Below are 20,525 nucleotides of genomic sequence, written 5' to 3' on the forward strand. Positions count from 1 at the left end.
CAACCTATATCATCTGGCATTTGTTTTTTTGCACAAAAAGCAGGAAACTCATGGTTAAAAAGAATTTGAAAGGAACTCCGGTAAGCATTTCAGTGCAGACGGAATCCAAGTGGTGATAGACGTTTTTAAATAAGCTTATGAAACGGTAGTGATTTCAACGTATTCTTGAGTATAAAAAAGAGGTGACAAAACTCGATAGTTATCGGTGTTGTCACCTTTTTGGGCTTTTATCGGCGGTTAGCCGTTCAACGCCACTAATCCGAGATGAAACCACCGGTTTGGTGCGCCCATAACTGAGCATAAATACCGTCGCCATGGATCAGCTCTTGGTGTGTGCCTTGCTCAACCACTTGACCTTTATCCAGCACAATTAATCTGTCCATCGCGGCAATGGTAGACAAACGGTGGGCAATGGCGATAACGGTTTTGCCTTCCATAAGCTCGTTAAGACTCTCTTGGATAGCAGACTCAACTTCGGAATCTAGGGCAGAGGTTGCCTCATCCAGAATCAACAGTGGTGCATCTTTTAACAGAACACGAGAAATAGCGACACGCTGACGCTGTCCGCCGGATAGCTTAACCCCTCGTTCTCCCACTTGAGCATCATAGCCACGGTTACCATGCGGATCAGTCAAGGTTTCGATAAACTCATGGGCTTGTGCCTGTGTGGTCGCTTTTATCAACTGCTGCTCAGTTGCGTCAGGGTTACCATACAAAATGTTCTCGCGTATGGAGCGGTGCAGCAATGACGTATCTTGCGTGACCATACCTATGTTACTGCGTAGCGAATCTTGAGTGACATCCGAGATAACTTGCCCGTCTATCTTAATATTACCGCTCTCCACATCATGAAAACGCAACAGCAGATTCACCAGAGTGGATTTGCCGGCACCTGAGCGACCAACCAAACCGACTTTTTCGCCCGGTTTGATGTTTAGGTTAAGGTTGCTAATGACACCTTTATCTTTTTCACCGTAGTGGAAGCTTACATTGTCAAACTCAATCGCCCCTTTTTCTACATTCAGAGGTTGCGCGTTGGTTTTATCTTTAATATCAATAGGTTTTGATAGGGTAGACATACCATCAACCACGGTGCCCATGTTCTCAAACAGGGCTCCGACTTCCCACATGATCCACATCGACATGCCGTTAAGACGCAACGCCAAGCTGATAGCAATCGCGATCGCGCCTATGGTGATTGCGCTTTGCATCCATAAGTAGATGGAAATAGAAGCAATAGAGAACACCAAGACATAGTTGGTAATTTCTACGCTGATATTAAAACCCGTCACCAGACGCATTTGTCTATGTACGGTATCGAGAAAACCATCCATCCCTTCTTCGGCGTACTCGGTCTCTCTTTTGCTGTGGGAGAAGAGTTTTACAGTGGTGATGTTGGTGTAGCTGTCAACAATACGCCCAGTCATCAATGAGCGGGCATCTGCCTGTTCAGAAGAGACCGCTTTCAATCTTGGAACAAAATATATCTGAATGGCGACATAAGCGGCCAGCCAAACCAGCATAGGCATCATTAAGCGCCAGTCGGCCTGCGCCAGCATCACGACAATTGCGGTGAAATAGACAATGACATAAACAAACACATCGGCAGTTTTCATAACCGTTTCACGTACGGCTAATGATGTTTGCATTACTTTGGTCGCAACCCTACCTGCAAAATCATCTTGGTAGAATGACAAGCTCTGTTTCAACAGGTAACGATGCGCTAACCAACGAATCGACATTGGGTAGTTGCCTAATAAACTTTGGTGGATCAACAGGGAATAGACAGTAATCAATATCGGCATCACAACCAAAAGCACAATTCCTACGCCCCAAAGTGTGCTGCTGTTCTCTTCTAAGAAAGTGTCGGGGTTACTGCTGGAGAGCCAATCTACCAATTGCCCCATAAACCCAAAGAGAGAAACCTCAATAATGGCGACAATGGTGCTAAGCAGTGCCATCAACAGTAATGGCTTCTCAAACCCTTTTGTGTAATGTCGACAAAAGGCGTAGATCCCTGTTGGCGGTTGTTCGGGTTCTTGTTGTGGGAAAGCTTTTGTTAAGCCTTCAAAGAATTTGTACATCATTATTATCCTTTGTTTTCCCTCCACGATTAGCGCATTTGCTAATTAAGGTTGAATATGAAAAAGAGTGATTAGGAGGGGATAATAACTTACCGCATATAACAATAAAATAACACTATTTAGTGATGAGATTCACATATTAGTGGTGCAGAAAAGAGAATGCGAACAGAACAAGCAGAACCGGATAACAACAGCAGGGGATAGCCGTGAATGTTAACAATAAACGCCCTTCTTTAGTGTTAAGAGCGTTTGTTGTTTATAGCAGATATTGAACAGCCTATTGGAAGGTTATTTTTTCCAATGTTGAGCATGAAACTGAATATGATCCGCGATAAAGGTAGAGATAAAGAAATAGCTATGATCGTAACCGGGCTGCATTCTTATCGTCATTGGGTAGGCGGTTTTTTTAACAACTGCGGCCAATAGCTCGGTTTTTAGTTGGTTCTGTAAGAAGTCATCTTTATCACCTTGATCAACCAGTGCAGGAACGGCAGTGTCTTGAAACGACGCCATTAACTTACAACTGTCGTAGTTTTCCCACTCTTGGCGATTGTTGCCTAAATAGTGGCTAAAGGCTTTTTGTCCCCACGGAACAGCGATAGGGTTGACGATTGGACTAAACGCAGAAACCGATGAGTATCGCTGAGGGTTTCGTAGCGCAATCATCAGCGCACCATGACCCCCCATAGAATGACCACTAATAGCACGCTGATCAGAAACCGGAAAGTTCGCTTCGATCACGTCTGGGAGTTCATTAACGATAAAGTCGTACATATGGTAATGTTTGTTCCACGGCGATTCCGTGGCATTAACATAAAACCCTGCTCCTAGGCCAAAATCGTATGCGCCTTCCGCATCATCGGGAACATCATCACCTCTTGGGCTAGTATCTGCGGCGACGATAGCAATGCCGTGCTCTGCGGCCGATTTAAATGCGCCAGCCTTTTGCATAAAGTTCTCATCGCTACAAGTGAGTCCTGATAGCCAGTACATAACGGGAACGGGAGTCTCTTGGCTTGCATTCTCCGGTAAAAAAATAGCGAAACGAGTGGTGCCATTTAATGACTTGGAGTGAAAGGTATATTGTTTGTGCCAACCGCCAGCAACTTTAGCTTGGCTGATGTTTTCAATGCTCATTTAGTTCACCTAAATAAATAGAGACGCCTTAGATTAAACCAAGGCGTCTAGGTTAGAGGTGCAAGATGCTTGCAAGCTTACTTTTAGTAGTACTGCCTTTCAAAGCGACTACTTATCAAAATGAATGACAGTACGAATGCTTTCGCCTTTATGCATCAGATCAAAAGAGTCGTTGATCTCTTCTAGGCTCATTGTGTGCGTGATGAATTCTTGCAAACCAAACTCACCATCCATATAGCGGTTAACAATTTCAGGCAGTTCTGAACGGCCTTTCACGCCACCAAACGCACTACCACGCCATACTCTTCCGGTTACCAGTTGGAAAGGTCGAGTAGAGATCTCTTGCCCTGCACCCGCAACACCGATGATGACGGACTCGCCCCAACCTTTATGGCAGCACTCTAATGCTTGGCGCATCACATTAACGTTACCAATACATTCAAATGAGTAGTCAACGCCACCATCAGTTAACTCAACAATGTAATCTTGTATGGGTTTATCAATTTTTTGTGGATTAATACAATCGGTCGCGCCTAATTGGCCTGCTAAATCAAACTTGCTTTCATTAATATCAATGCCAATGATACGGCTCGCACCCGCCATTCTTGCGCCGATAATGGCAGACAAACCTATGCCACCCAAACCAAAGATAGCGACGGTATCGCCTTTCTCTACTTTAGCGGTATTCAGTACCGCACCCATTCCGGTGGTAACGCCACAGCCTAACAAGCACACTTCTTCAAGCGGTGCATCTTTGTTGACTTTAGCAAGAGAAATTTCCGGCAGGACAGTATATTCAGAGAAGGTTGAACAGCCCATGTAGTGGTAAATAGGTTGACCATCTTTATAAAAACGGGTGGTTCCATCTGGCATTAAGCCTTTGCCTTGTGTTTCGCGAACAGCCTGACAAAGGTTGGTTTTACCAGAGAGACAGAATTTGCATTTGCCACACTCGGCAGTGTAAAGCGGAATAACATGGTCACCAACGCTTACGCTGGTTACACCTTCACCAACTTGTTCAACAATACCGCCACCTTCATGACCTAAAATGGACGGAAATATGCCTTCCGGATCTTCGCCAGAGAGAGTAAAAGCGTCTGTGTGACAAACACCAGTTGCCACGATTCTTACCAGAACTTCTCCCGCTCTTGGCAGCATGACATCGACTTCTTCAACGCTTAAAGGTTGGTTTGGACCCCAAGCAATTGCCGCACGAGATTTAATAAATTGGTCAGCCATTTTTTGTCCTTTTTAAAATCTTTGGAATGAAAACTTAAGCGTAGTCGATTTTTCTCGACTCACTCAACGGTGAATACAGTATATTTCTTTGCGAAAGAATGATAATCGGCCTAAATGGTAAATTATTTTTACTCAGTGGTAACAATCGGACAGAGCCAGGCTATTCAGAAAAGTCTGTAATTGCTCCATGTTAACTATTGAGAATGCAAATAATTCGCATTTTATTGATCTGGGACAATGCATTGCATACTCTACCCCTAAAGTGGTATTGTAAATGATAATGAATATCAATAGCATGTGCGAATTGATATCATAACGTTAATAAATGCCCAAGAAAACAAAGGATTAGTCGTGAAAAAGTCTTCAATTAGCCTAGCTGTTTCTGCCGCCGTATTTGCCGCCGCAGTTCAAGCCGCACCTCAAGTTACCGTGTTGGATAAGACTCACCAGCCAGCAGGTAGCTTCCTTGCTTATACCGAATTTGAATTATCTGGAGAACCTTTAGCGGAGTCTTTAGGACTCGACCTTGATGTACTAGATCCGAATGTAGCCAATGATCCAACCCCTTTTGACTTCGCTGCTGGTATTGAAAGTTATGAGTATTCTGAAGAAGCGATGTACGCTCTAAACTACCAATCACAAATGGGACCTCATCTGGTTAATGGTCCCGTTAACATGGCGCGTGGTGGCACCATGGCTGATCTGGGTAAACGCGTGATTGAAATGGCAAATGCAGTTGGCTTCTCGCCAAGTGAAGTGCCTCAGAACATGTACCCAATTTCTGTTCCTTATGTATCTGGTAGCCCTGAGTTCGCTCAAGCACCTGATACCACGACCGTAAACGGTGACGAAGTTGAGATCACAACGGCAAAGGGTAACAGCAAAACCGTTCAGGTGGTTGTGCCTGCCTATTTCCGTGACTACAAAACTCTGGCATGGAATCCGGCTTCGTTTGATACGTCATTTAACCCGGCGGCAACTGGCGGTATTTTCCTGAAAGAAGTGATGTGGTCACAAGACTTCCTTGGTGGAATGCACGTAACAGAAAGTGATGAAGAAGTTGAAGCTGATTCAGCGACAATGGATCAAGACGGTAAGCATAGCTTAGGGGTGTCAGCAGCTGACGGCTTTAATGGCATGATGCTAACGGAAATGTCTATCGATAAGCTGCAAATTATGCAACAGCAGTTAGGTTTTGATGGTAAGACATTAGGAGTGAAATTTACTCCTGACTATAACCCTAAAAATGGCCCGATTTGGTTTGCTCATAAAGTTGCCGTAGAAGAGGGAACTAAAAATGGGGTTAAGTCTATTAAAGGCCTAACCGTGAGTGATGGTTCATCTCAACTACGTGACACATGGTTGATGCTGTGGCCGACTGCGGAGTTCTTTGCCTTTACTGATCAACGTACCGCGAACAGTGTGCAAAACCCAGCGTTTAAAGCGGTATTTGATGGCAAACCTTTTGCCGCGGCTCCTGCTGCGAACATCGATTCAAATGAGAGTAATGATGTTACTGCAACAGATGCATTCTCATTAGCAAACAATATTTCAAACTTACTTTTCCAAAACATGGCGGCGCTTCACTTTAACGAAGAGAGTGGCAGCTTTGTGACGGAATATAAAAACGGCAAACAAGGTAACCGCGTTGATCTGTATGACGCCGCTTACTCTATGGTCGCTCTTTCAATTTACCAGCGTGCAAAAGATGCACTGCCTGTTGGTTATGCCTCTGCTGAAACCACAGATGTGAACCTTAAGTCGGCATCAGGTAAGAAAGCACTGGCAATGATAAAAGCGCAAGCGGACTTTATCCTCGCCAACTTAGTCGCGAAAAATGGATTGGTTGCAGACGGCATGACATTGGGAAGCAAAGCGGATAGTAGCCAATCACTAGACGCTCAGTTTGCGGCTATTCGCGGACTGGTTGCGGCTTTCTTGGCCACTGATGATGTGAAATATAAGCAAGCAGCGCGTTCTATTTACCTAGCGGTAGAGAAGAACATGTTTGATAGCAGCATTAATACATGGGCAGCGAAACCGGGCCAAGCGACAATACATACGCCTTACACCTCAGCCGCTATTTCTGCTGGCTTGCGCGAAGCGATTTTACACCTTAAAAATGAAGAGGGTGAAAATGAGCCAGCGCTAGAACTAACCGCATTAACGGATCGTTATGTGAGCTGGTTCCGAGGCGTGATCAATGGTGGTATGCAGTTGTCTGAGTGGATGGGCGATTCAGGTGAAAACCAGATCAAAGGCAGTGATTCTACGGATACAGACGAAGATGGCGTTCATCAAGTCATCGCTGCTGGTGGTCAGTTTGGGACTGCAATGACAATGGCGAACAAAGTCAGCGTTAAGTAATACTTCTTTTATGGAAGTATGACACCTAATTTGACAAAACAAGCAGCGATATATCATCGCTGCTTTTGTCGTTTCAAAAAACGGGTTTATTGACTGTTGTAGGTAATAAAAATGTCTAGTCATTTAATGTCGTCACAATCTCAGGCGGACGAAAGTCGATTGAGTCACTGGTGGAAGCGCCTTGCTTATCATCACCAGTGGGCAGAAGCCACCTTATATCTGATGTTTATCAGCGGCATTTTGCTCTGGTCTCGTATTGAAGTCAGCTGGATGGCGGAACGCTGGATTTTGTTGGTTCATATGCTGGTGGGTGTCTCTTTATTCAGCGTGATTGTGGGGGCGTTTTGGGCATCTCATCGTCGATTAATCGTATCAAGCAAGAAACCCTTTTTGCGTCAAACAGGTACGGCTATTGAGTGGCTGTTGATTGTCTGTTCATTAACGGGTTTTTACCTGTTTTTCTATGGTACGCCGGGTAACACGCTTGGCGTCATTATTTCAGATATTCATTTTTACTCATCTTGGTTATTGGCTCCATTAGTGTTTCGACACGCAATGCGCTGGAGCATTCTTAAAATAATAAAATCAAAAACAAAGTCGTAATAGTGAGCTCATAACGAGCCTGTGAGGAATTATGTTTGCAAGTTTTTTAATTACCCTACGTGAAGGATTGGAAGCCTTTCTATTGGTGGGAATCGCACTCTCTTATCTAGCTAAGTTAAATGCACGTCATTATAACAAGTATATCTATCTAGGTGTGGCCGTGGGGCTGGTGCTGTCGTTAGCTGTGGCCTTTGTTTTTCAAGTGGTTATTGATCAGTTTAGCAATGCGCTATACCAAAATTATCTCATGGCGGGCATTTTGCTGTTTGCAACCGTGGTCTTGACCTATATGGCGATTTGGATGCAAAAACAGGCCAAGAGTCAAGTGGCGCAGGTTCAACAAGACATTACCGAAATGGTAAGCACGGGTAATTTGATGGGATTGGTTTTTTTGTCCATGTTGGCGATATTGAGAGAAGGGTTTGAAACCATTCTGTTCTTCTCTGCTTTGATGTATTCAAGCTATGGAGAATTATCAACTCAAGATGCGTTAATTGGCGCGGTTTTGGGGTTAGTGCTGGCGTATGTGATGGTGTGGGCAATGATGAAGAGTGCCAAAAAAGTCCCGCTTGCTCAGTTTTTTAAATGGACCAGTTTGCTGATTATCATTATTGCCGCGGGTCTACTGTCGTCAGCCATCAATATGTTACAAGCGGCGAATCTAGTGCCGATTGTGTATGCTCAAGTTTTTGATATTTCGCATATTCTTGATGACAGAGGCGTTTTTGGAACCTTCCTGCGTGCGCTATTTGGTTATAACTCGTCACCGGGTTTGGTTCAACTTATGGTGTGGTTGGGATACATGCTGATATTCACTCTATTCTGGGAAAAAGGATATAAAACAGCATGAATCAGATAAAAAAAGAACAGGTCGTTATTCTCGGCGCCGGCCCAGCTGGGTTGATGGCAGCATGGGAACTGGTTGAAGCGGGTTATTCGGTTACTATTGTAGAGAAAGAGTCCTATGCCGGAGGAATGTGTGCCACACAGACATTTACCGGAAAACAGGGCGAGTATCGTTTTGATTTTGGTGGACACCGCTTTATAACGAAGAACTCCAAACTACTGAAGTTTGTCGATGAACTGATGGGAGAAGAGCTGTTATTTGCCCAACGAAAAAGTGTCATTCGCTACCGGGGAAGAGTGTATCAATACCCATTAGTTCTTACCGACCTTATTAAGAATGCTCCGCTATCTCTGCTTGTTGGAGGAGGGTTGGATCTGGTTAAACAGCTTTTCGTTACAAAACCAAAACAGCGTTCAAAAGTCAGTTTTGCTGAGTGGATTGAAAGTCGCTTTGGCAAAACGTTGTACAAGCATTTCTTTGAAGGCTACACCGAAAAATTATGGGGTATCGACCCTAAATTCTTGTCAGGGGATTGGGCATCACAACGGATCAGCCTCATCGATTTAAAAGATATCGCCCGACGGTTGCTTCCCGGTAAAAAGTCCAATGTTAGAACCTATGCGAGACAATATCGTTATCCCAAATGGGGCTTTGGCCAACTCTATTCCCGACTTGCTGAAGAGCTGCAAAAGAAGGGGGTAACGATTCATTTATCCAGTGAGGTTACCCAGTTAACGATTAATGAATCTAAGCAGATCAGTGCGGTTACCTACCAAAAAGACGGCAAGTTATTCGTTGTTAACAGCGATAAGGTAATTTCAACACTGCCATTGCCGTTGATGTGTGGCTTTACCGATTTTGAAAGTGGCCTCTCTTTCCGTTCACTGCGTTTTTTGAATATGCCGATGGACACCGACAATATTTCCGACAACACATGGCAATACTTATCTGATCCCGAAATTATTGGCACCCGACTGCAAGAACCAAAACGGCGCTCCAGTTATATGTCACCTCAAGGCAAAACCTCAGTCATGATCGAAATCCCTTGTAACAAGGGGGACGACGTGTGGACGATGCCGGGTGAGGAGTTACAAAAAAGAGTGCTGAGTGACCTAGATAACTTAGGAGTCAACTCGACATTGGCGACCGGAGAGTACTTTACCGAATACAGCGAACATGCCTATCCGCTGATGGATATGGACTATCAAGATAAGCGGGAGAAAGCCATTAGCCACTTATGCCAGTTCGATAACCTGATCATGACCGGCCGCCAAGGTACATTCCGTTACATATTTACTGATACCGCCATGGAAATGGGATTAATGGCGGCGGAGTCCATTATTGACGGGAAAGATAGGCGTAGAGAAATCTTTGATTATCGAAACGAGAATATCGTCATTGAAGTGCAAAGTGTGGCGTAAGCCAAACACCGATTTAAATAAGTAGGAATGACAAATGAAAACAGCCAGTTACAGCCGATATGTTGTCGCGGTTATCGCTATTATGATCGGACTAATGTTTCACGCTACGGCGTCAGCTTATTCATATGCCGCTGCGGGTAAAGAGCCATTAATTGAAGGAAGAGAAGCAATTTTAACGGCGTTAAGTCGTGGTGATTATGACTCGATAAATAGCGCAGTGGTTAATTTAAAAGAGGAGTTTGATTACTTATTAACTGATCATAATGTTGATCTCTACACACCGATGAAAAGCGCCATTGATGTTAAAAATGAGCAGCAAATTATCGCCGTGATTGATCAAGCATTGGTCGAGGAGATCATCCGTCGCTTAGAGGGAGCGGAGAAAAATCTTGCTGATTATCAAGTGGCCAAAGTGTTGGTGGTGAAAAGTAAGCTTTTCCTTGATCTGCTACTGCCAAAGCTGTCAGACAACAACCGAGACGTTGCGACGACGGCTATTCAAGGAGTGTTAGCGTCAATCGGTAACCCTGGGGTATTTGGTGTCGGTCAGGCGCCAGCGGACCCAGAGCAGTTTGCTCGGCATAAAGCACAGCTATTGCTGGCACTTGATGAGATGAAACTTCATTAATGAATGCTATGTTCGGTCGCAGCTATCTACTTGTACTGTCGTTACTGTATCTAATCTGGCTAAGTTGGCTTGGTCATTATCCTTTTGACCTGACCAGTGATGATGCTGTTAACTTTTCTCGTGCGGTAGAGCGATTTTCTGTACTGGAGTTTCGACCTCATTTCCCAGGGTATCCTGCATTTGTATCGGTGAGTCGTATCGCTGCTTTGCTGGTGGACGGAGAGGTGTCCAATGTATGGATCTCTTATCTCTCTGCGATTGCGATTCCTGCGCTGGTGTTTGCTGTGGTTTATCGTTGTTGTGGGGACTATTTCTGGTCGGGCTTTGCTGCGCTGATTATTTTGCTTCAACCTTTAATGGCATCCGTTGCTCTTAGTGGATTAACTGACTCACTAGGAGTGGCCTGCTTATTACTGAGTTTAGTGGCGTTGTTTCGTGGTCGATATGGGCTGGCGGGATTGTGTGTAGGGCTAATGTTGTCAACTCGTCCCTCTTATTTTCCGTTAGCGATAGGGTTTATTATTGCGCCGTTGATAGTGAGAAATGGTCGTTCAGTATTGAACAATTATCTATCGTCTATAGCCGGCATAACCTTGGTTGGCTTGCTGAGTTTTATCTTCATTTGGTTAACGGATGGCGCAACCTATATTGACGAAGGTATTCGGTTTACTCAGGGACACTTTTCAATTTGGGGTAATACTAAAGCAAGTGATTTGGCTTTGCCGATTCAATGGTTGCACTCTTTGCTACCTCAATATGGTGCTGTCGGTTTGGGCGTGATGTTCGCTTCTCTGTGCATTGCTGTTGTCTCTACCTTTAAATACCTATCGACTTTTAAGTATCTATCTGCTGTAAAGAGCGCATCAACCGTCGCTGTAAACACGGAATATTGTCGCCAATCGTCACAAGTTAGCGTGGTCACTTGTATTACGGTCAGCTATCTAATCTGGGTGTTTGTGGCGCAAAACCCAGACAACTTGCGTCATTGGTTACCTATTGTGGTGCTGTTTTCCCTATTGATCGCATTGCAGTTGTGTCGAGTGAGTCAGCCTTCGTCTCAGTACGCAATGGGGCCACTTCTCTGCAAATCAGTGGTGTCTACTTCCTCTCCGTCTTCGGTTTATATGCCATTGTTGGCCATCAGCATACTGGCTTATTTTGCATTGGCAGGGCTACAAAATATCACCTTGAGTGTAACAAAATCCCCTTCACAGCAGGCGATTGAATGGATATCTGCGCGGAATGAAATACAAGTCATAGGCACGAATTACAGTGTTAATTTGTTACGGGATCAGTTAGCGGATCGGTCGATATTTGACATGTATTACGCCAGTAGTCAGTTGGCGCTTAATCAAGCGGATAGTGCGTGGCGACTGAGCGCAACAAAATTAGCTGATCAGACGTTAGAAGGTCTGTTTCCTGCCCGGTTTAGTGGAGAACGATCACTCTATCTTTATCGGCTGAATAAGAACAAAGAGTAAGGTGTATCTGCCTGACGTGAATAGCGTTAGGTGGGATATCTATAACATGAGTCAGATCTGCTCTGGCTCAGAGTAAATGTGAAAGGCAAATAATGGTTAATAATCAGTATCAAATGGCGCGATGGTTAGTTTTGTTTATGCTCGCGTGTGTGACTCAGTTAGCGGTCGCTGCGGACAAAAGCAGCTCTTTTCGGCTTAGTCAGGATAACAACAAGATCTACAGTGCAAACTTTGATACTGGTAGCGTCAGTATTCTCTCAAGGTCTGATGGTTCTTTACTCAAAGAGGCCACGGTAGGGAGAGATATTCGTCGTATTGCCATAAGTGATGATGAAAAGTTGTTGATGGTGACGGACTATTTAAATGACCGAGTGCTGTTGCTTGATGCCAAAACATTAAAAGTGGTGCAGAAAACAACCGTGCCATCCCGTCCGTTCGGTGTGGTTTTTAGCGCCCGCCATCAGGTGTTTTATGTCACCAGTTTTGAGCGCAGTAAATTACTGGTAATTAATCGTTCAGGTGAAATAGTTAGAACAATTACCACTGAGTCGACCCCAAGAGGATTGGCATTAACCGATGATGGCCGTCTGCTAGTGACGCACTCGTTGTCAGGGCAGGTCTCTATTTTCAATGTCAATAATGCCATTCCTCAGTTGAATAAAGTTATTCAGTTGGTGGATAGTAAAGAAAATAAATCCAAAACGGTTCCACAGGGCAAACCGAGATTATTGGATAACATCGTTATCTCGCCAGATGGAAAAACCGCATGGCTTCCCCATGTACTGTGGTCCTTTGGCCATGACTTTCAGTTTCAGTCGACGGTATTTCCAACGATTTCCATTCTTGATTTAGAAAAAGATAACGAGCAAGAGCTGATAGACCAGAGAAAACAACTGTTCAAGCAGATTAATATCGTTGAAAGCGGCAACCGTATTCGTATTGTCTCCAATCCACACGATGGAGCGTTTACTGAAGATGGAAAAAAAGTCATCTTTACTTTAGCGGGCTCAGAAGACTTAATGCTGTTTGACCTTTCTCGCCAAGGTAAGAAGAACAAAAATCGCCACCGCCGTAAAAAATTCCAAGGTGGCGCAAAGGCCACACAGATCTACCGAAATGTTCCGGGTAATAACCCTAAAGGCATCGTCATTGTTGGCAGAGAGCTCTATGTACAAAATGCGATGTCTCTAGATGTTGCTAAGTTTGATACTGGAGCAGTAGGCCCATTTGCGAAATTGAAACTCACTCAGGCAGAGTTTGCGAAGTTGGTGACGAATGATCCTCTGACCAAGCAGTTAAGGTTAGGTAAAACGCTTTTTAATAGCGCAAACAGTGCTGAAAATGCAGATATGCCAATGGCGGGTGATTTTTGGATGAGCTGTAACTCCTGCCATTTTGATGGATTTAATTTTACCAATAAGCAGTTAATGGAAGACGGTAAAAAAGACCGTTTTGAAAACGCCTTAACTGGACATGTTGATGTAAGGAAGATGATTGCGGGTGACCCGGTCGGAGCCTACATTGATATCATCCAAAAAACGCAAGGTGGTATGGGAGGCGATCCGCGGGATGATGCGCCAGAACCTATAAGCGTTGAGAATCCTCCGGTAGAAGCGGCGATATTAATGAGTGCGCTAAATGAATATGTTCGCTCTCAAGAAAACTTACCCTACTTGTCAACATGGCTGCGTTTGGATGACTCTAAGCGATACACCCATCCAGATGAGTGGATCAACTCGGCTGAGTGCGCGCAATGTCATACCACTATTTATGATCAGTGGGCGGACTCTAACCATGGCATGAACATGGATCATCCGTATTATCGCCAACATGAGAACTTTGCTGCTCGGGAAGAAGGAGAGGAATTTCGGGTTCTTTGCCGCGGATGCCACGCACCACAAATGGTGATTAATGACGATAATGGCCCCCTAGAAGAGTTTGGTGACATGTATGAAAAAGGAGGGGACTCTCTTAAGTTGGCGCTTGCACATGGTCAATCGGTGAGTGAAAGAGGGACAGGTTGCGTGTTCTGTCACCGTGTGACTAAAGCCGAAGATGCTGGTGGTAATACCGACATGACGGTAAACATTAAGGATCGTCAAAGCTATGTTTTTGAAGATGCAAACAATACATTGCTTAAGTGGTTGTCGGAAAAACAGATCAATGCGTCACCTGAAGAACACAAGGCATCCTACTCAAATCCGGAGTTGTATCAAAGCTCGTTGTATTGTGCGACCTGCCACAATGAATTTACTACCGGTCAGGGGGCAAACATCAATGATAACTTTGGTGAGTGGTTAGCCTCTCCATTTAATGCACCTAATGATCCTGCCAAAAACAAAACCTGTATAGATTGCCACATGACCCAAGATGTGACGGATTTCGATAACAAGGTCGCAGGGCAGTCCACCGATGATGGGCCAATGAAATCCAATATGCGCTCGCACCATTTTGTCGGAGGCAACTATTACTTTACTGGAATGCGTAACCCAGAGCACAAAAAGCTAAGTACAGATATTCTAAAAACGGCCTTGGAACTGGACGTTGAAAAGCAAGGTTCGTTATTTACCGCAAAAGTGACGAATGTTAATTCTGGGCATGATATGCCCGGGGGAGCGCGTCGTCAGGTCTGGTTAGAGGTGATTGCGACGGATGTTAGTGGGGCGCGTGTTTTTGAATCTGGTGTAATGAAAGACGGCTACATTCCTAAAGACTCACGTAAATTTGTCAAAATTGGAGTCGATAAGAATGGTAAACCCGTTGGGCAACTATTTTGGCGTTATGTAAAAATTGGCAAAGATACTCGAATTAAATCGGGACAGACTCGCAATGAACAATTTATATTGCCTGACAATATCGATTACCCAATTACGATACAAACAAGAGTGCTGTATCAAGTGTTCGCCAAAGCGCTGACTGAAAAAGTTAAAGCGGAATTTCCTGATGAAATCATTCCTGACCCAGAGGTGATTGAGTTAGAAAAAGTCGTCACTACCTACCAAAAATAGCGAAAATACAAATACCGGAAATAGGGATGGCGCTGTTCTGCTCCATCCCTTATTTTTTTATATGGAGTTGAAAGAGTTTCATCCACTATGAGCCGCTTTGTGCTTTAGTTTATTTGTTCAGACTACGCTCGGCATTCATTATTGCTGGCGCAAGAAAGGTTGCTAGAGGATTACTCTTTACCTGAGTATGCCATTTACGTTGTTTACCCTGAAAGACGGCATCTGCCTGAAAAAGTAAAAGTGTTTATTCAGTTTATTAAGCAAAAGTTGGGCGGTGGATCTGGGTACTGGGATAGAGAGTATTGGGATAAATAGTTGTAATGATCTCGCTCGGTGTATGGCGAAAGTATTAAGGAAAACTGGCGGTCGCTATTAGGCGGATAAATAAGAGATGTAGCAGCCAACATCTTCACTATTGATGATCTGGCTGCTTTATATTTTCTCTATTACTGCTGTGTTCTATTGGGAAGTTTTTTGCCTACATCCTTGAATGTGGATATGTGCTCTTCGGCATGATAGGCGGCAGTTTGTGGGTCATTGGCGCAAATAGCATCCACCAAAGGTTGATGTGCTTTTATTATTGTTCTTGGATCATAGGTTTCTAAGTCGATAGAAAAGAACAGTAACATCTGATTGGATAAGTTTCGGTAGATGTTGATCAGGCGACTATTTCCACTTAATGACACTATGAGTGAATGGAAATCCAGTTCGAAACGACTTTTACGCTGCGTGGTTATCTGATTTTTTTCAACATCTTGTGCAAACTCTTGCATTAATGTTGTCAGTTTCGCTTTGTCTTCATCATCTACTTTTGTCGCGGCCAACCAAGCGGCACGTGATTCAATGGCAATCCTTAAATGGTAAATCTCCCAAATATCATGCTCATCGATCTCTATGACTTGCCAGCCAACATATGGGATCTGTACCACTAAACCTTCATGAGACAAGGTGTTGAGCGCCATTCGGGTGGTACTTCTGGATAGCTCAAGCTCTTTGGCAAGCGTACTTTCCACGATTTTTTCACCCATTTTGTAGCTGCCAGTAAGGATTAGATCTCGTAAATACCCGGCTGCCTGTTCTTCAAGACTGCTTTTATTAAATTTCGCCATTACACCAAACCATCGTTATTTTTATTACTAACTATCTATTAATAAACATATTTCTACTGGAATTATAGAAATTCATTCTGTTTGTTGTCACAGAATTTATTGTGACGATTGTCCAACAATTTATCAATAAAAGCCAGAAATGAAATAAATATGATCTATTTCTCATTTCTAAAGTCCTTTTTTCGTATAATTGCCCCACTGTAGATTGTCGGACAATCCTCAATGGATAAAAAAACAAACAATAAAGTTAAAGCGATTCGTCTAGCGTCATGCGACAACGTTGCAACATTGCTGGCGGACGTCGCAAAGGGTGACAAGGTGGATGTCATTGATGAGAACAACAAATTTGTTGCTGAGCTAGAGGCGCTGCAAGTCATTTCGATGGGCAACAAAATTGCGTTAACAGAGATAAATAAAGGGCAAGAAGTAACAAAAGCCAATTATTCCATCGGTGTTGCGATTGAACTCATTGCGATTGGTAATTTAGTCCACGTACAAAATGTGAGAAGTACGCGGGTTGATATTCCTGAACCAATCATTCAACAAATCATTCAGCAGATGCAGATAGAGTGTTAAGTATGAAGGTTTTTCAAGGTTATAGGCGTGCGGATGGACAAGTGGGTATCCGCAACCACATTTTGATTTTGGCTATTGATGAGTGTGCGGAAGGCATTGCTCAGGCAATTAAGCAAAAAGTGCCAGAAACAGTCATTGTAACTAACCATTACACCTGTATGTATGGTGGAAATGAAGAGATGGTTAATGTCATGGTTGGCGCTGCTACAAACCCGAATATTGCAGGGGTGTTGGTGCTTAATATGGGCTGTGGAAGTATTGACCCTGAGCTAATTATTGCCCCGATAAAAGTGGCTAAAAAGCCAGTTTTTAATCTTTCCATCATTAAGTCAAAAGGGACTCGATTAACCATAAACGAAGGGGTGCAACTGGCAAACGAGTTGGTGAGCATTGCTGAACAAACCACCCCAGAACCAACCCCTATCAGCGAATTGGTTGTTGGTATTAAGTGTGGCGGGTCTGACACCAGTTCTGGTATCGCGTCAAATCCGGCGGTTGGCTATGCCGCAGATCAACTGGTTGACTTAGGTGCGACCTGTATCGCCGGAGAGTTGATCGAGTTAATTACCTGCGAAGAGATATTAAAGAAACGAGCGGTGAATAGTGATGTTGCTGAAAAAATTGAGCGACTCATTATGGAAGAAGAGCGCCGTTGGCATATCGAAGGCACTGATGTCGAAACAATGAGTATCGGCAACAGTATCGGTGGCCTAACCACGCTAGAAGAAAAAGCGCTTGGGGCCCTTCATAAAACCGGTACTCGAGACATTCAAGATGTGCTGGAAATTAATCCTCAAGGTATTCAAAAGCCCTCAGCAACTGGTTTTTATCTGTCTGAAGTTACCCACCTATGTGGCGGTTCAGGAATGCATTTCGCCGCTTTAGGTGCACATATTATCTTGTGGACAACAGGCGGTGCTGGCTTCAACAACCCAATTGTTCCTGTCATTCGTGTTAGCGGTAATGCTAGCCAAATCACTGAAGACATTGATGTTGATGTAAGCGGCATTATGTCGGCAGAACTGAGTGTTGTTGATGGTGGCAAAGCAGTATTACGTTGTTTAGACACCATTATCCAAGGCGAAAAAACCGTTATTGAAGATATCGGTTATGCCTTCTGTTCCCTGTATCAAAAAGACCAACGTTTAGAGCAGTTGATCTGTAAAGAATCATTATAAATTTTATTTCCTAACTCTATGGAGCTCTCACCGTTGTATCGTGAGAGATAAAGATATGCGTATTACCGATGTAGAAGTGATTTGTCTTCGAGTTCCGGCGGCAAATGAAGAGTGTGAATGGGGCGAAGACGCCGTTATTGTTAAGGTTCATACCGACCAAGGAATTATTGGAATTGGTGAAGCGGACAGTTCACCAGAAGTAGTAAGAGCATGTATTGAAACGACCAATTCAAATTTATATTGCTATGGCCTAAAGCAACTGATTATGGGTGAGAACCCATTAGAAATTGAAAAGCTATGGAACAAAATGTATTGGGCATCAAACTACTTTGGTCGCCGTGGCGCGGGCATTCACGCCATCAGTGCTATTGATATCGCCTTGTGGGATATCGCCGGTCAGTATTATGGTGTTCCTGTCCACACACTACTGGGTGGAAAGTATCGCGATAAGATTCGTGCATACGGCACCTTTATTCCTGCCAGTAAACCAGAAGATAACCGTCAAATTGCTAAAGGCTTGGTTGAGCAAGGCTTTACCAGTATTAAGTTTGGTGGCGGTGTTTTTGGGGATGACCCTGAAACGGATTATCAAATCGTTAAGCATGTTCGCGAAGCGGTGGGCAATGATATTGAAGTCCAAATTGACCTTGCATCCAAGTGGCGTACGTCTGGTCACTCTGCTTACATGTGTAAAGAACTGGCTGAGTTTAACCTCAATTGGGTAGAAGAGCCTGTACTAGCTGATGACTTATCCGGCTACGCAAAACTATCAAATAAGGTGGATGCAAAACTGGCTGGTGGTGAGTCATTAACCACTCGTTATGAGTTCCAATCCTTCTTGGAACATTCTCAGGTGGATATCGTACAACCGGATATTACACGTTGCGGTGGTATCACTGAGATGAAAAAAATCTACGATTTGGCCCAGCTTCACGGTGTCCAACTTGTTCCCCACGGTTTCAGCACGGGTATTTTATTGGCTGCTTCCGTTCACTTTTTGGCTGCTTGTGAGCACGGCACTCTTATGGAGTATTCGCAAAGCCAAAGCCCTCTATTTACTGACCTTGTCACTAATCGACTGCTATTTGATAACGGTTTTGTGCCTGTTCCGGATAAACCTGGACTGGGGATAGAACTTAGCGACTCCATCATTGAGCAGTTCCGCGTTGATGCTTAGGGTCTGATGACCCTTCGCGTATAATTACACAGAGAATAATTAACATGAAACAAAATAATCGACAAATAGACAAGCCGTTGATGGTAATAAGTTTATCTACTATCTTCGGTATTGTTGCTGGGTTGTCGTTATTTCCTGAACAGGGGAATGCGATAGCTAAAACACTATTCACCATTTTAACGGAGCAGTTTGGAGAACTTTTCCTTCTGTTTGGTTTCTTTAGCGTCATCATTCTTGCCTGGTTAGGCTTTGGAAAACATGGCAGCATAAAATTTGGTGAAGGCGCACCTCAATACTCATTTTTTAACTATCTTGCCATGATGATCTGCGCTGGTTTAGGTTCTGCCACAGTTTACTGGGCATTTGTAGAGTGGGCTTACTACTATATGGGTCCACCAATGGGTATTGAACCATACAGTGCTACTGCTGCGGAGTGGGCGACAAGCTACAACATGTTCCACTGGGGTATTTCTGCTTGGTCGCTATATTGCATTGCATCATTACCTGTTGCTTACTCATTCCATGTTCGCAAAAACCCTCAGCTTAAATTGAGTGCAGTATGTGAAAGCATAATGGGGCGTTTTTACAACAATGCCATTGGTAAACTGATCGATACCATCTTTATCTTCAGCTGTGTTGGCGCGATGGGAATTACACTTGGTTTAAGTGTTCCTATGGTTTCTGCCGGGATTGCTTCACTTCTTGGTGTCGAAAGCAGCTTTGGTATGAATGTAGGTTTAATGCTGGCAATTACAGCGCTATTTACTGTCAGTTCTTATGTTGGTATTGAAAAAGGAATGGCTAAGCTAAGTGATATGAACACCAAGCTGGCTGTTGTGTTTGTTCTTCTGGTTCTGATTGTTGGTCCTACGTCATTTATTATTGACCAAATGACCAATGGCTACGGACTGATGCTACAAAACTTCATTCGCATGAGCTTGTGGACTGACCCTATTGAAGGTGGTTCTTTCCCGACTTCATGGACAGTATTCTACTGGGCTTACTGGATGACATACGTTCCGTTTATGGCTCTGTTTGTAACAAAAGTATCTAAAGGACGTACGCTGAAAGAAGTGATCATCAGTATGGTTCTTGGTGGAAGTGCGGGTTGCTTTATCTTCTTCGGTGTTTTGGGTAGCTACAGCATGAGTACTCACCTAAATGATCTGGTGGATGTCACCGGGATGTTGTCCGAATCTGGGGGCGCCGCAACAGTAATAGAGGTACTTCGTACCTTACCAATGAGTTCACTGTTTATTGTAATATTTGCTGTGATGTCAACGCTGTTCCTCGCCACAACATTGGATTCTGCCTCGTTTACGTTGGCGGCCACGGCGGCAAACCAGCTTGATGAAGATGCTAACCCACCGACATTCCTACGTCTGTTCTGGTGTGTGATCTTGGCTGCGGTTCCATTAACCATGATGTTCATTGATGCGCCGTTAAGTACGATTCAAACACTGGCGATTGTGACTTCGCTTCCGCTGATGGTGGTTATTTTTATCATGCTTTATGGTTTCTTCAAGTGGATTAATAACCCTGATGATGTACATGAGCAAACGGCTGAGCAAGAAGAAGTATTAACGCTACAAGAAGAAAACTAATAACAGGTCACCTTAAAACACTTTAAGGCAACCTAAAAAGCCCTCAATAGTTAAATGCACTATTGA

The 20,525-nt window shown here is 43.9% G+C and carries 16 protein-coding genes; 12 read left to right on the plus strand and 4 right to left on the minus strand.

Features of this window, described 5'->3' with window-relative positions:
• Positions 1 to 254 precede the first annotated feature (254 nt).
• The 3 genes from F0227_RS02465 to F0227_RS02475 form a co-directional block, all read right to left on the minus strand.
• On the minus strand, positions 255 to 2,084 hold the full coding sequence (locus F0227_RS02465) for an ABC transporter ATP-binding protein (RefSeq protein ID WP_171751626.1): 1,830 nt from the start codon (positions 2,082 to 2,084) through the stop codon (positions 255 to 257).
• 288 nt (positions 2,085 to 2,372) lie between these two features.
• On the minus strand, positions 2,373 to 3,221 hold the full coding sequence (gene fghA / locus F0227_RS02470; protein WP_171751575.1) for an S-formylglutathione hydrolase: 849 nt from the start codon (positions 3,219 to 3,221) through the stop codon (positions 2,373 to 2,375).
• Positions 3,222 to 3,329: 108 nt separating this feature from the next.
• Positions 3,330 to 4,460: an S-(hydroxymethyl)glutathione dehydrogenase/class III alcohol dehydrogenase gene (locus tag F0227_RS02475; protein ID WP_171751576.1), complete on the minus strand. Its 1,131-nt coding sequence runs from the start codon at positions 4,458 to 4,460 to the stop codon at positions 3,330 to 3,332.
• 351 nt (positions 4,461 to 4,811) lie between these two features.
• Here F0227_RS02475 and F0227_RS02480 point away from each other — a divergent pair, with 351 nt between their 5' ends.
• The 8 genes from F0227_RS02480 to F0227_RS02515 all read left to right on the plus strand — a co-directional run bounded on the left by F0227_RS02480 (position 4,812) and on the right by F0227_RS02515 (position 15,130).
• The gene (locus F0227_RS02480) at positions 4,812 to 6,827 is read left to right on the plus strand and encodes a hypothetical protein (RefSeq protein ID WP_171751577.1); all 2,016 of its coding nucleotides are present in this window, start codon (positions 4,812 to 4,814) and stop codon (positions 6,825 to 6,827) included.
• A 111-nt stretch (positions 6,828 to 6,938) separates the two neighbouring features.
• Positions 6,939 to 7,430, plus strand: coding sequence for a hypothetical protein (locus tag F0227_RS02485; protein WP_171751578.1), 492 nt, complete (start codon positions 6,939 to 6,941; stop codon positions 7,428 to 7,430).
• 31 nt (positions 7,431 to 7,461) lie between these two features.
• A complete protein-coding gene (locus F0227_RS02490; RefSeq protein ID WP_171751579.1) occupies positions 7,462 to 8,280 on the plus strand; it encodes an FTR1 family protein in 819 nt (272 codons plus the stop codon).
• Positions 8,277 to 9,698 carry an FAD-dependent oxidoreductase gene (locus F0227_RS02495; protein WP_171751580.1) on the plus strand — a complete coding sequence of 474 codons (1,422 nt, stop codon included), beginning with the start codon at positions 8,277 to 8,279 and terminating at the stop codon, positions 9,696 to 9,698. Before F0227_RS02490 ends, F0227_RS02495 begins: the two co-directional genes overlap by 4 nt.
• A 34-nt stretch (positions 9,699 to 9,732) precedes the next feature.
• Positions 9,733 to 10,326 (plus strand): hypothetical protein, encoded by a 594-nt coding sequence (locus tag F0227_RS02500; RefSeq protein ID WP_216613304.1) that lies wholly within the window; start codon positions 9,733 to 9,735, stop codon positions 10,324 to 10,326.
• On the plus strand, positions 10,326 to 11,807 hold the full coding sequence (locus tag F0227_RS02505; protein ID WP_171751581.1) for a hypothetical protein: 1,482 nt from the start codon (positions 10,326 to 10,328) through the stop codon (positions 11,805 to 11,807). The genes F0227_RS02500 and F0227_RS02505 overlap by 1 nt, the downstream gene beginning before the upstream one ends.
• Before the next feature lie 92 nt (positions 11,808 to 11,899).
• Entirely contained in the window at positions 11,900 to 14,815 is a 2,916-nt protein-coding gene (locus tag F0227_RS02510; RefSeq protein ID WP_171751582.1) for a cytochrome D1 domain-containing protein, read from the plus strand.
• Between the two features lie 141 nt (positions 14,816 to 14,956).
• On the plus strand, positions 14,957 to 15,130 hold the full coding sequence (locus tag F0227_RS02515; protein ID WP_171751583.1) for a hypothetical protein: 174 nt from the start codon (positions 14,957 to 14,959) through the stop codon (positions 15,128 to 15,130).
• 131 nt (positions 15,131 to 15,261) lie between these two features.
• Here F0227_RS02515 and F0227_RS02520 read toward each other — a convergent pair whose 3' ends face one another.
• Positions 15,262 to 15,924, minus strand: a complete 663-nt coding sequence (locus F0227_RS02520; RefSeq protein WP_171751584.1) for a GntR family transcriptional regulator — start codon at positions 15,922 to 15,924, stop codon at positions 15,262 to 15,264.
• A 222-nt stretch (positions 15,925 to 16,146) separates the two neighbouring features.
• Here F0227_RS02520 and F0227_RS02525 point away from each other — a divergent pair, with 222 nt between their 5' ends.
• The 4 genes from F0227_RS02525 to F0227_RS02540 are packed head-to-tail and all read left to right on the plus strand — an operon-like array spanning position 16,147 to position 20,459.
• Positions 16,147 to 16,500 carry a UxaA family hydrolase gene (locus F0227_RS02525; RefSeq protein WP_171751585.1) on the plus strand — a complete coding sequence of 118 codons (354 nt, stop codon included), beginning with the start codon at positions 16,147 to 16,149 and terminating at the stop codon, positions 16,498 to 16,500.
• A 2-nt stretch (positions 16,501 to 16,502) separates the two neighbouring features.
• A complete protein-coding gene (locus tag F0227_RS02530) occupies positions 16,503 to 17,678 on the plus strand; it encodes a UxaA family hydrolase (protein WP_171751586.1) in 1,176 nt (391 codons plus the stop codon).
• Between the two features lie 55 nt (positions 17,679 to 17,733).
• Positions 17,734 to 18,855 carry a mandelate racemase/muconate lactonizing enzyme family protein gene (locus F0227_RS02535; RefSeq protein WP_171751587.1) on the plus strand — a complete coding sequence of 374 codons (1,122 nt, stop codon included), beginning with the start codon at positions 17,734 to 17,736 and terminating at the stop codon, positions 18,853 to 18,855.
• Positions 18,856 to 18,899: 44 nt separating this feature from the next.
• The gene (locus F0227_RS02540; protein WP_171751588.1) at positions 18,900 to 20,459 is read left to right on the plus strand and encodes a BCCT family transporter; all 1,560 of its coding nucleotides are present in this window, start codon (positions 18,900 to 18,902) and stop codon (positions 20,457 to 20,459) included.
• Positions 20,460 to 20,525: the final 66 nt, after the last annotated feature.

Source organism: Vibrio sp. 99-8-1, from assembly GCF_013114595.1.
Classification (GTDB): Bacteria; Pseudomonadota; Gammaproteobacteria; order Enterobacterales; family Vibrionaceae; genus Vibrio.